Origin of the sequence: Paenibacillus bouchesdurhonensis, from assembly GCF_900155685.1 — a bacterium.
Lineage (GTDB): Bacteria > Bacillota > Bacilli > Paenibacillales > Paenibacillaceae > Fontibacillus > Fontibacillus bouchesdurhonensis.
This window is the reverse complement of record NZ_LT732548.1, coordinates 1213272-1225573: the sequence shown is the minus strand read 5'-3', so window position 1 is coordinate 1225573 and position 12302 is coordinate 1213272. Positions and strand designations below refer to the sequence as shown.

Sequence of the window (12302 nt, the reverse complement as noted above, 5' to 3'; positions counted from 1 at the left end):
TGATTCCAATCCTTACTTTATTAGGTGTACCGTCCTCTCATTCAAATCCATGCGAATGATTCTATGCGTGCTCCCGGCTTCCTCCGTATAGTAAATTTGTGCCGCTGAATGCTCTTTTACAAAGATCTCAAATTCGGGATGCGGCAGCTGATACGTTCCCTCATCATCGGCGCTGACTACGATAACCTTGGGCGACACGGTGTGCAATAATTCCTGGGAGATATGCCGTGCATCTCCATGATGCGGCGCTTGTAGTAAAAAGACGTTCTCGATCTCCGATTCGTACGGATCCCAGAAATCCAGTCCAACGTCGGAAGTCAGGAGTGCGGCAGGTTCATTTTCGTAGCGAATTAACACGGCCAGGGCAGTATCGTTCAGTAAACGGTCAATCCTCGTTAAACGTTCCTGCTGCCCATTCAGCGCCTCCACCTGCAAGCTCTCCAGTTCAGCCTGGAGCTGCTGCAGCTTTGCCTGGTTTGGCATCAGCAGCCTGAACTCAGCTGCTAGCTCGGACAAGGAGAATAGTTCGCTGATCTGGCGCACGGGAATACCAAGCTCCTCGGCTTGTCTCAGGATGGAAATGTACAGAGATAGCGAGGCCAAGATCGGTGTGGAATGATCGCTCAACGTACTGTTTAATAATTGAGCTGGTAAAGGCACATGGAGCAGAATTTCCCCAATAGGAACATGCCCTAGCACTTCATGGACCCCGCCAATATGATCCTTATGGAAATGGGTCAAAATGAGTGCATCGATTTTGTTAATCTCATATTCCCGAATATACTGCGCCAGGCTGCATCTTCTCGCGTGCTTATGGCAATTCGTATCACCAGCATCCACTACAAGGCAATAGGTACGCTGCCCGTCTTCGATTCGAACAACCGCAGCCTCGCCGAAGCCAACATTCAAAAAATCAATAACGCATGTCATGCCCGCTTCCTCCGATCGACCGCTTAATATAGAATATCGAGAACGTCAGCACGAGAAGAACCATGATCATCGAAGCGGCAGCTCCATATCCGATTTGCAAATTATATACGCCGTGCCTGTAAATATACTGAGTGATCGTTGTTGTGGAATTGGCCGGCCCCCCGCCGGTCAATATATTCACTTTATCGAACAATCTGAAGGTATCAATCGTGCGAAGCAAAACGACCATCAACAGGCTTGGCATAATATTCGGCAGCGTAATATGAAGAAATATGCGGCCTTTTCCTGCCCCGTCCACCTTGGCTGCGTCATACTGCAGCTTGGGCACTGCCTGCAGTGCAGCATAGATCAACAAGAATGCAAATGGCGTCCACTGCCAAATATCAATGAACAAAATAGCATAAAAGGCCATGTGGATATCCATTAAGAAATTAAAGGGCCCTCTCCCGAAATAAGACAGCAAATGATTGATGATGCCATTATGATTGCTAAGCATCATTTGCCAAATCAGCGCCACGGTCACGGGCGGCAGCAAAGACGGGAGGAGCAGCGAAATACGAAGTATTTTTATGCCCCTTTTCAGGCTTTCTACAAGCACGGCCAGCGCCAATCCCAAAGCGATTTCAACCGTAACCGCCAGCGCCATGAACTTCACCGTGTTCCAGACCGCTTTAAGAAACACCTCGTCCTGAATAACCTTGATATAATTGGCAAACCCGACAAACTGCTTGGATTCGCTGGCCAAATAATAATAATCGGTAAAGCTGTTCAGGATCGTATAGCCGATTGGAAAAATCGTTAATCCAGTTAAGAGTAAAATAACCGGGGCCAGCATGGCCCATTGAAACCGCTGCTTGCTATGCAAGTTCATTCCACTCCTTCACCTTTGGATGAACCTTATTTCATGATCTGATCGATCTCTTGATTTGCTGCGGACAGTGCGTCCTCCACCGTCTTCGTGCCAGCAATCGCTGCGGACAGTTCCGTACCGAGTGCTTCTTCTACGCGTGACCAAAGCGGTGTTCTCGGTCTTGCCATAGAGTTCTCCAGTGCCTCTAATTGAACCGGAAAATGCTTGTATTTGGTGGACAATTCACTGTCCAGATATGCGCTTTTTCTTGTTGGCACCCCGCCATGCTCTACCATTTGCTTTTGAATATCACGGCTTGTAATGAACGTTAAGAACTCGGCGGCCAGCTCAGGTTTTTTCGAATTCGCCGTTACTCCCATCATCCAGTTGCCGATCATTCCCGTAGCGAACGCTTCGGCGCCATCTGCCACTTGAGCCGGAACCGGGGAATACTCTGCGCTTGCCTCTTCGCCCGTAATAAACCATGACGGCCAGCCCAATGCCATCGCTGCCTGACCCGTCGACAGCGAGCTGACGATATCTGTCGTTTCATAATTCGCCCCTACGGCGAGAAGCTCCATGTATGTGTTTAATGCCTTTTTACCTGCTTCGGAATCGATCTGCGCATTCCAATTGTCATCGAATACTTGTCCGCCATACGCCCAAAAAATGGGCAAAAAGTCGGATACGATCGGATTTCCTTGTTGGCCGCGAATAACGTAACCGGCGACTCCGTCCTTTTCATGAATCGCTTTCGCCATACTCAGCACCTCTTCCCAGCTTTGAGGGACTTCATAATTATGCTTATCGAGCAGTTGCTTATTGTAGAAGAACAACTGGACATTTCCAGAGAACGGCAGAGCATATAGCTCGCCCGTAGCATACGGATGCTTACCCAAGGCCAGTGACGATGCTTCAAAATCCGCGTCCTCTGTAACACCTAGGCTGGATAGATTAGCAAAAATGCCAGCTTCGCTGAATTCCGGCATCCAAGGATCGTCAGCCATGATTATATCGTAGGCGCCGTTTTTATTTTTTGCGTCCAACGATATTTTTTGTTTCAAATCCGCTGCTTCAAGCCCGAGAATTTCGACCTGCACGTTATGCTCCTTTTCGAAGGCCTCCTTCACGGCTTCCATTGCCGTCACATGAGAGCCTCCCCTTGCGGCAACGACTAGCTTGTCCGCCCCCTTGCTTTGGCAGCCTGCCAGTATGCTCGCGACTAAAATTAGACTAATGAGTATAAAAACATTCTTTTTCATGGTTATCCTCCTATTCTTTCACAGCGCCCGCAGTTAGACCGCTCATCAAGTATTTCTGCATAAGCATAGCGATCAATATTACGGGGATCAAAGACACGATACCGCCGCTCGCCACCTTGCCCCACTCCGTCAACTCCTGTTCACTGTTTAGCGTGGCCAGCTTCAGCGGAATCGTAAAGTCGCTAGGGCTTTGAATGAAAATAACACTATACAAATATTCATTCCATGAAGCCATAAACGATAATATCGTTACAGCGGCAATCCCTGGCACCACTAACGGCAGCACGACCCTAACATAAATTTGGAATTCGGTGGCTCCATCGATCCGCGCACTTTCTACGATCTCATCGGGTACGTTAGCGAAGAAGCCTATCATAAACCAAATCACTAAAGGGATGTTGACCAGCACATGGGCTAGTATAATCGGGAGCTTTGTATCCAGAAGACCTACGTTGTTCATTATTATGTAGAGAGGCAGCGCAAACGTAATCGGCGGCAATACTCTGACCAGCAGAATCCATATGAGCAGCGTTTTCTTAAACGCGACTTTAAATGTCCTTCCTCCCAATACATAAGCACTGGATACCCCAAACAACAACACAACCAACAGGGAACACATTGTAATGAGAATGCTGTTGAACAACGGCAATACATAATGATCCTCCGCAAAAATGTCCAGCAGATGCTGCAATGTGATGGAACTAGGCAGCAGCGACACCTTAGAAAATAAATCCGATGAATTTTGCGTGGCGATGACCGTCACCCAATAAATGGGGAACAACGTCCACAGCAGCATAAAACCTACAAAAACATATTTGGAGCTTGTTAGTAACCGATTCAAATCGTTCTCCTTCTTTTTCATTTGTCTAGACGTCTATACGACTACTATAAATTCATTCTATTAGCTTGGTATTATCCTTATATTAAGGTGCAGTTAAGTGAAGCTTGCTAGATTGCATCGTTTTACATAGGCATAATAAAACGACGGCCTTGGCTCCGATTAAATTCGGGTCAAGGCCGTTTTCGTAGAAGGGTATACCCTTCAAGCTTTATATTTATGTTCGTACTGCCAAGAGGTCAGTAGCTAGCGTTATGATATTGTCAACATTATCAAATTCCTATTGACATTGTCGGATAAAGACCTGAACATAGGGAATATAGATAAAAATAACAGGAATGTAGTTGGAGGTTATAGTGTTGAGTGAGAAAAACCCTCGCCTGATTCAGTCCGTGAAACGGGCGCTTGATATCGTAAACTGCTTTGATTCGCTGCATACTCAACTGTCGCTTACTGAGATCAGCGAGAAGCTGAATCTAAATATAAGTACCGTTTACGGTCTTATCAATACGCTCTGCGCTTATTCATATATCGATAAAAACCCGAACAACGGCAAATACCGGCTCGGCCTCGAGTTTCTGTTGAAGGCCAATCTGGTTTCACAAAGCCTCGATCTCAAGGAGATCGGGCATCCGTACCTTACGGAACTAACTAAGAAATTTCACGAGACCTCTCACTTATACGTTTATCAACATGAACAAATCTTCTGTGTAGACAAGGTGGAATCCCCAAACAACTACTTCATTGTTAGCTCGCGGGCAGGCAGCAAGCTGCCGATGCACGCCTCCGCTTCGGGTAAAATATTTCTGGCCCATATGCCGGAGCTCGAGCTGCAAAGTCTGCTGCAGAACTATAAACTGACCAAACTGACGGAGAAGACGATAACGGATAAGAAGAAGCTGCTAAACTGCCTCCAGCAAATCCGGGAGCAGGGGTACAGCATTGAGGACGAGGAAATCGAGGCGGGGGCGTATAGTATCGCCGCTCCTGTAAAGGATGCCGCTGGGCAAACCATAGGCACGATCAGTGTCATTGGTTCGCTCGCCCGAATTAAGGAGAATGAAGAGCTAATCCTCGCGGATTTACTCGCTGCGGCTGGAGGGATTTCTAATCAATTCGGCTATCCTTTCAGATCCGTCCAAGTCTAGGTCGGCTCCAAATTTGATTCGCTTATTGTAGCGCTATTGACGCCGGTCGTTACCATCATTGTAGCGCTTGTCAACCAATTGCAAAGAAATAGACCGCCCGTGATAGGGTGACGGTCTATTTCTGTACCTCATCCAGCCAACCGCTCTTATAGCGGAAGTTGTGCAGAGGGGTCGGGTGCAACCGGCCCCTTATTTAAGTTTATCAGTATATCCCAGAATATACCTCAATATCGGAGGCACCATCTGTTACCTCTTTTAATCCAGCACCTTCCTATTCTGACGGCTCCCCAATGCTGAACGAGCCTCTATCTATCTTTCATTCGCCAGCTCCAGTAAGGTATGAAACAGCACTTCTGTTCCCGCCGCGCAGTCCTCGGGAGAACTCCATTCCTTCGGATTGTGGCTGATGCCGTCACGGGAACGTACGAAAATCATGCCAAGCGGCCAATGGGAGATGAACTGCATTCCGTCATGGCCGGCACCGCTCACTAATCGTGGCAATTCTGGCAAACCAGCGAGTTTCCCCGCCTTGGCTACCGCTTCCTGCACCACTGGGGAACTGGGAGCTGGCGCCACTCTTTGCAGCAGATCAATCTGCAATTCGATCCCGTGCTTTTCACACACCTGCTTGCTGAATGCACGAATGCTCGCCTCCAGCCGATCCCTTTCGACTTGATCGATGTCGCGCAAGTCGAGCGAAAATTGTACCTCGCCGGGAATGACGTTGACTCCTCCCGGCAGAACCCGCAGCTTCCCTACCGTGGCCACCGCGTTGTTGAACTTCTTTGCTTCCGCGTAAATATAACTTAAAATCTCGGTGGCGGCCTGCATCGGATCTCTGCGCAGGTACATCGGGGTTGCCCCAGCGTGACCCGCCTGTCCGCTCAGCGTAAACTGCTGCCAGAGCGGGCCGGCGATGCCTGTCACGAGGCCTGCCGGCTCATCCAGTTTCTCCAGTACCCGACCCTGCTCAATATGCAGCTCTACGTAAGCCTTCACCTCATGCGGCGACTTCGCTGCCTCGCCGATGCGCTGCGGATCTAATCCTGCGGTTCGCATCGCTTCTGCAATCGTAACGCCCTGTTCATCCCGCTGCTCCAAATCCTCCTGCCGCAATGTTCCGGCCATAGCCCGACTGCCGATCATTCCGAATCCGAACCGAGAGCCCTCCTCATCTGTGAAGGCTATGACTTCAATAGGATGAGCGTTTCGTATGCCCAGCTCGTTCATCCGCTGCAGCGCTTCGATTGCCGAAAGAACACCGAGCGCCCCGTCGAACATTCCGCCATCCGGAACCGTATCGATATGAGATCCAGTCAGAATTACAGATGCGGAGGGGTTAGCCCCTTCACGGCGCCCGATGACGTTCCCTGCCGCATCCTCGCGGACAACTAGTCCCGCTTCCTTCATATAAGCGGTAACCAGCTCCTTGGCACGAGATTCATCGAGGGTAAAAGAATAGCGGGTAACTCCCCCGCTGATCTGTTTTCCGATTTGTCCGAGCTCCATCAATCTGAACCATAAGCGATCCTTATTGATCTCCACTCTCCTCACCTCCAGGCTCCTTCTCCGATGACTTCATCTGGAACCTGAAATGGCAATTCCCGTCTTTGAGCAAGTATTTATCATGTACAACTTCGAAATTCGGGTTGTAGCCTCTGGCAATCGCCGGATCAATCATCTCGCAATAGAGTATCCCGTATTCCTCCATTCCATCCTTCTTCCACTGATCCCCGAACGCGCATCTCGTAAAGTTCTGCTCGATTTCAACCGGATGATACTCTGTCTCATATTCGAACAAGTCGCTGCGCCCCATATCGTAGTTCGGCAAATAGCTGTGGATGTCATTCGGCTGCCCGGCAGCCGCAGCGCGGCGGGCAATATCCCTGCCACGTTCCTCGCCAAAGGTGCGCACTCCCTCGCGGATCGCATCCTTCCCTTCTTCCCCGAAGCGATCTACCACCGCTTTTGAGAGATGGGCAAACAATTTCGCCATGATCGTATAAGGAGATACCGGCTCCAAACTCTCATCATGATTCAGCTTTTGCTGCGAATCCTCTTGTATTTTGTCCTGGTTTTCTTGGCTCATCTTCAGACGCCTCCTCTATTAATCTATCTGTACTGACTTCAACAATCTCCCATTGCAGCACAAGCGGCTGTAAATTTCCGTTACTATCCAAATGTATAGGTTGATCTATTAAAATGAATGTTAGCCAAGTACGTTCTTTAGTTCACCTTATATAAGCTACTGCACTCTAGGCTGTCGCACACTAGGCTATTGCACTCAAGCCGCCGCACATTAGGCTGCTGCACTCAAGCTGCCGGACACTAAATGGATTTCCTGTATCTAATTACGCCTTAAACGATTGTTTCAGGGGATTAGATGGATTTTATGCGCCTAGATTCTAGAACTAGCCCGACATTGGCTATTCTCCTTCCTCTAACGACATGAAATCCATTTAAATCTACTATCCCATCTTTGCCGCAGAAACTAACTACTACAAATCCATTTATATAACGATGAACGATTGAAATGGAGGTGGGGCACCAAAGTACACGAAATATCCCTACGATCGCTGTTGCGCCCAGATTTCTGGATGATTTAAGTTCATAACTACATCCCCTGTTTATTTATGCTGCTACCCCATTCCTAAATAAACGGATTTGACCACATCGTTATTTCTTAACTCCGCCGCTTCGCCTTCAACGACGATGCTGCCCGTTTCCATTACATATCCGCGATGGGCCGCTGCCAGTGCCATGGTGGCGTTCTGCTCCACCAGCAGTACGGATACACCCTCCTCGTTCACCTTACGGATCGCCGTGAAAATTTCTCTTACGATCAGCGGTGCTAGCCCCATCGATGGCTCATCCAACAGCAGCAGCTTCGGCTTGGCCATTAGAGCACGGGCGATCGCCAACATCTGCTGTTCCCCGCCACTCATCGTCCCTGCCAGCTGCTTCCTCCGCTCTTCCAATCGCGGAAACAACTCGAACATGCTCTGGATGTCAGCGGCAATGCCAGATTTATCTTTGCGGATATATGCGCCTAATTTCAGATTTTCAAGCACCGTCAAATCGGGAAAGACTCCCCGTCCCTCAGGAACCTGCGAAATCCCCCTCTCCACGATCCGATGGGCTTCCAGCTTCGTAATTTCTTTCCCTTCAAAACGGATTTGTCCCTGGATATTCTGATTGAGGCCGGAAATACTCCGCAGTGCCGAGGTTTTCCCGGAGCCGTTCGTCCCGATCAAGGCTACGATTTCTCCTGGGCGAATACGGAGATTCATCTGTTTCACCGCTGAAATTACGCCGTAATTCACGCTTAAATCTTTAATTTCCAGGATGAATTGGCTACCATTTGTCAAAATCCCTCGACCTCCCCGCCTAAATAGGCCTGAATGACATCAGGGTTGCTTTGAATCTCCTCTGCGCTGCCCTCCGCGATTTTCACACCATAATTCAAAACAACGATGTGGTCGGAAATCTCCATAATCATGCCGATGTCATGCTCGATCAGTATGATTTCGATGTTGAATTCCTTGGAAAGCTGACGGATTTTTTTCACGAGCTCGCTTTTTTCCACCGCGTTCATTCCTGCCGCCGGTTCATCAAGAAGCAAAATTTCGCAGCCTGTAGCGAGCGCCCTCGCAATTTCGAGCAGCCGCTGCTCCCCGTAAGGGAGACTTCCGGCAAGGAGGTCGAGCTTATGGGAGAGGCCGACCACCTCTAGCTTCCGGATGCATTCCTCAACGATGGCCGCCCGGCGCTTAAGCACGGAGCCTCCGGCAAATATCGATTGCAGCAAGCCCTCGCCGTTGCATTCCGCATGCGCGACAAGCACATTTTCCAGCACCGTCATATTTTTCAACAATCGCGTATTTTGAAAGGTGCGGGCAATCCCCAGTCCGACCCGCTTGTAGGGCTTCAACTTGTTGATGACCCGATTCTTGTAAATGATTTTTCCTGAGGTTGGCTGATAAATGCCCGTTAGCAGATTGAAAAGCGTTGTTTTCCCCGCTCCATTCGGCCCGATAATCGATAAAATTTCGCCCCGGCGTACCGACATGTCGACGTTGTTCAAGGCAACCAGCCCGCCAAATCTGACCGATACCTTCTCCAGTTCCAAGACCTTGTCCATCACTTGCCCTCACCTTTCCGCACCATGCCGTAAAAATTGTACTTGCGGTGCTTCTCTCCCCAGAACCCGGTTGGCTTGAAGATCATCATCAGGACAATGGCTAGTCCCAGCAGCATCATTCTATAATCGCTCATGTAACGCAGCAATTCAGGGGCGACTACGAGAATGACTGCGCCAAGCACGGAGCCGGGCAGACTGGCCGATCCCCCAAGAATGACCATCGCCAAAATATTAACCGAATCCAAATAGCGGAAGGCGTCAGGGCTGACAAAGGAAATATAGGAAGCCCAGAAAGCCCCGGCGATCCCGGCAAAGAACGCTCCCACGGTAAACGCCAGCAGCTTGTATTTATTTGGACGAATCCCGATCGATTGCGCCAGCGTCTCATCCTCGCGAATGGTCAGCAGACTGAGGCCGACACCCGAATGAACTACTCGATGAATGACGAAAAACGTCAGCAGAACAAGCGCCAGAATCAAATAATAAAACTCGGTTTTCCCGCTGAAGGAGTAACCGAACAATGTCGGGGCAGGAATTCCCGGCAGCCCCATAGGTCCGCGCGTCACATCCACCCAATTGACAAAAATCAGCCGCACGATTTCTCCGAAGCCAAGCGTAACGATCCCTAGATAATCCCCCCGCAGGCGAATAACCGGAGTTCCTAATAAAAAGCCGAAAAATCCTGCAATAACAGCGGCAGCAGGAAGCGCGATCCAGAACGAGATTTGAAAATGAATCATGAGCAGGGCTGCAGAATAAGCACCGATGCCATAAAAGGCAGCATGTCCGAGCGCAAATTGCCCAGCATATCCGATAATGACGTTGAGACTCATAGACAGAATGGAGAAAATCCCGATCATGATCACAATATGCATCCAGTAATCGTTGACCTGCTGCAGAATGAGGGGCAATGCGATCAACAGTGCGGCCGCTGCCCCTACAGCCGTTGTTTTCCTTAAGCTCAAGCTCATCACCTACACCTTGTTGATATCTTTTTTACCGAGTATGCCGGACGGACGGATCAGCAGTACGATAATGAGAATCGCGAACGAAATAACACTCTTGTACTGCGTGGAAATATAGGCGCCGCCCAGCGTCTCCACCAGCCCGAGCAATACGCCGCCGAGCATCGCTCCCGGGATGCTCCCGATGCCGCCGAGCACCGCCGCCGTAAATGCGTTGATCCCCGCCATATAGCCCATGGTCGGATATACCGCATTATAGTAAATGCCGACCATGATCCCCGCACAAGCCGCAAGCGCGGAGCCGATTCCAAAGGCCAGGCTGATCATGCGATTCGTGTTGATGCCCATCAGCGCCGCGTTGGTCAGACTCATCGAGGTGGCCCGCATCGCCGTGCCGGTCTTCGACTTAGTCACGAATAAATGTAAGCCAAGCATCAGGATGAAGGAGAGAATCAATATCAAAATTTGAATTTCGGAGAACGTGATGCTGCCTAGAGTATAAGTACGGCTGCCGAACGTCGTGGGAAAAGGACGCATTTCCGTTCCCCATAGCTTTTGAGCCAGGCTGATCAGAAAAGTGGATACCCCTAGCGCGCTGATTAACGGAACAATCCGATCAGCCATCCTCAGCGGCCGGTAAGCAAGTCTCTCGATCAATATCCCGATCCCGGAGGTCACGACAGCAGACAGCAGAAACGCGAGATACAGCGGCAGATCCAGCTCTTTCATGAAAAAAAGCCCCAGAAAGCTGCCGATCATAAAAATATCGCCGTGCGCAAAGTTCACGATTTTCAGTATGCCGTAGACCATCGTATAGCCCAGCGCAATCAGGGCGTAAATCATTCCGATCGTCAATCCGTTAGTTAATTGTTGAAGGAGCATAGTAACATCCTTTCAAAGCCAGGGAGCAGGAATGAAATTCAATCCTGCTCCGGCATAGCTAAAATCCAAGTAATTATTTAAAAAGCTCAAACTTGCCGCCTTGCACCGTCAGCTTCGAAGGAATCGTCTCTACGTCTCCGTTCTCATCAAAGCTCAGTACGCCAGTTGCTCCTTTGTAATCTTTTAGAGTTTCCAGATACGTCTTGATGCTCTCCCGGTCTGCGCCCTTCTCCTTGATGGCCTCGATAACAACGGAAGTCGCAACGTAGGAGTAAGCTGCATAGGTATCCGGCTGGCTGCTGTAAGCCGCCTTATAATCCGCGGCGAACTTCGTTGCCTGCTCATTATCGCCGCCCGGGTAGAAGAAGCCGATCAGTTTAAAGCCTTCCACGGACTCCCCGCCAAGCTCAAGCAAAGCTTCGGAATAAAGACTGTCTACGCCGATAAAATCAACACTGAAGTTCAGCTTTTTCGCCTGCTGGGAGATCAAAGCCGCTTCATTGTAGAAGCCGCCGATAAAGATCGCCTCTGGCTGCTTGTCCTTGATCTTTGTTAGAATCGTGCTGAAATCTTTGTCGCCCGGATTATAGGCTTCCGCCGCCACAACCTCGATGTTGTTGTCTGGAGCAGATTTTTGATAGACGTCCAACAAGCCTAGACCGAAGTCAGATTGCTCATAAATCAGTGCGACCTTGCTATATCCGAGTTCCTTGGACCAGCTTGCCAAGTAATCTGCCTGGAACGCATCCGTCGTAATAACACGGAATGTATATTCTCCCGCATCCGTTACGCCAGGCGCGCTGGAGGACGGTGAAATCTCGACGATTTTATTCTTGTTGTACACAGGTGCCGTTGCCAATGTAGCCGAGCTGTTAAAATGACCGACTACAGCAAGGATACTCTTGTCCGATACGAATTTGTTGGCTACGTTGACGGCCTCATTGGAGTCGCCCTTGTCGTCCTGAACGACAATCTCGACCTGCTTGCCATCGATTCCGCCTGCCTCGTTAATTTGAGCCGCAGCTAGCTCAGCACCGTTCTTAAAGGCCTGACCATATTGCGCCTGCGTACCAGAAATCGGAGCCGCCAGGCCAATTCGAATTGTATCGCTCTTAGCCTGCGATCCGTCGTTTGCTGCGCATCCGCCCAACAAACCCACAAGCATTCCCGCCAATATAACTACCAAAAAAGACCTCTTCATGTTGATCCCCCTCAAATACTAAAATTAATCCTATAAGTTAAGTATGGATTTAATTATAGGGGATTTCTTCGAAAAAGCAATAGCT

At 49.5% G+C, this 12302-nt stretch carries 12 protein-coding genes; 1 reads left to right on the top strand and 11 read right to left on the bottom strand.

Going from position 1 to position 12302, the window contains the following annotated elements:
* Positions 1-12: 12 nt before the first annotated feature.
* From CZ379_RS10100 to CZ379_RS10085, 4 genes are read right to left on the bottom strand one after another with little or no spacing between them, the layout of a single operon-like run.
* Positions 13-930, bottom strand: coding sequence for a ComEC/Rec2 family competence protein (locus CZ379_RS10100; protein ID WP_110931513.1), 918 nt, complete (start codon positions 928-930; stop codon positions 13-15).
* A complete protein-coding gene (locus CZ379_RS10095; protein WP_234404876.1) occupies positions 914-1801 on the bottom strand; it encodes a carbohydrate ABC transporter permease in 888 nt (295 codons plus the stop codon). The genes CZ379_RS10100 and CZ379_RS10095 overlap by 17 nt, the downstream gene beginning before the upstream one ends.
* A gap of 26 nt (positions 1802-1827) precedes the next feature.
* Entirely contained in the window at positions 1828-3042 is a 1215-nt protein-coding gene (locus CZ379_RS10090; RefSeq protein WP_110931512.1) for an extracellular solute-binding protein, read from the bottom strand.
* 10 nt (positions 3043-3052) lie between these two features.
* A complete protein-coding gene (locus CZ379_RS10085; protein WP_234404875.1) occupies positions 3053-3883 on the bottom strand; it encodes a carbohydrate ABC transporter permease in 831 nt (276 codons plus the stop codon).
* A gap of 353 nt (positions 3884-4236) precedes the next feature.
* Between CZ379_RS10085 and CZ379_RS10080 the strand changes: the two genes are divergently transcribed.
* A complete protein-coding gene (locus tag CZ379_RS10080) occupies positions 4237-5028 on the top strand; it encodes an IclR family transcriptional regulator (protein WP_234404874.1) in 792 nt (263 codons plus the stop codon).
* Positions 5029-5337: 309 nt separating this feature from the next.
* Here the strand turns inward: CZ379_RS10080 and CZ379_RS10075 are convergent, their stop codons facing one another.
* The 7 genes from CZ379_RS10075 to CZ379_RS10045 form a co-directional block, all read right to left on the bottom strand.
* Positions 5338-6573 carry a Zn-dependent hydrolase gene (locus CZ379_RS10075; RefSeq protein WP_110931510.1) on the bottom strand — a complete coding sequence of 412 codons (1236 nt, stop codon included), beginning with the start codon at positions 6571-6573 and terminating at the stop codon, positions 5338-5340.
* Complete coding sequence (locus CZ379_RS10070) at positions 6560-7117, bottom strand: L-2-amino-thiazoline-4-carboxylic acid hydrolase (RefSeq protein WP_110931509.1); 558 nt, start codon at positions 7115-7117, stop codon at positions 6560-6562. The genes CZ379_RS10075 and CZ379_RS10070 overlap by 14 nt, the downstream gene beginning before the upstream one ends.
* Before the next feature lie 550 nt (positions 7118-7667).
* Positions 7668-8375 (bottom strand): ABC transporter ATP-binding protein, encoded by a 708-nt coding sequence (locus tag CZ379_RS10065; protein ID WP_110934307.1) that lies wholly within the window; start codon positions 8373-8375, stop codon positions 7668-7670.
* Between the two features lie 17 nt (positions 8376-8392).
* The gene (locus CZ379_RS10060; protein WP_110931508.1) at positions 8393-9169 is read right to left on the bottom strand and encodes an ABC transporter ATP-binding protein; all 777 of its coding nucleotides are present in this window, start codon (positions 9167-9169) and stop codon (positions 8393-8395) included.
* Entirely contained in the window at positions 9169-10140 is a 972-nt protein-coding gene (locus tag CZ379_RS10055; protein ID WP_110931507.1) for a branched-chain amino acid ABC transporter permease, read from the bottom strand. Before CZ379_RS10055 ends, CZ379_RS10060 begins: the two co-directional genes overlap by 1 nt.
* Before the next feature lie 3 nt (positions 10141-10143).
* Positions 10144-11016, bottom strand: coding sequence for a branched-chain amino acid ABC transporter permease (locus CZ379_RS10050; RefSeq protein ID WP_110931506.1), 873 nt, complete (start codon positions 11014-11016; stop codon positions 10144-10146).
* A 73-nt stretch (positions 11017-11089) separates the two neighbouring features.
* On the bottom strand, positions 11090-12217 hold the full coding sequence (locus CZ379_RS10045) for an ABC transporter substrate-binding protein (protein ID WP_110931505.1): 1128 nt from the start codon (positions 12215-12217) through the stop codon (positions 11090-11092).
* Positions 12218-12302 lie beyond the last annotated feature (85 nt).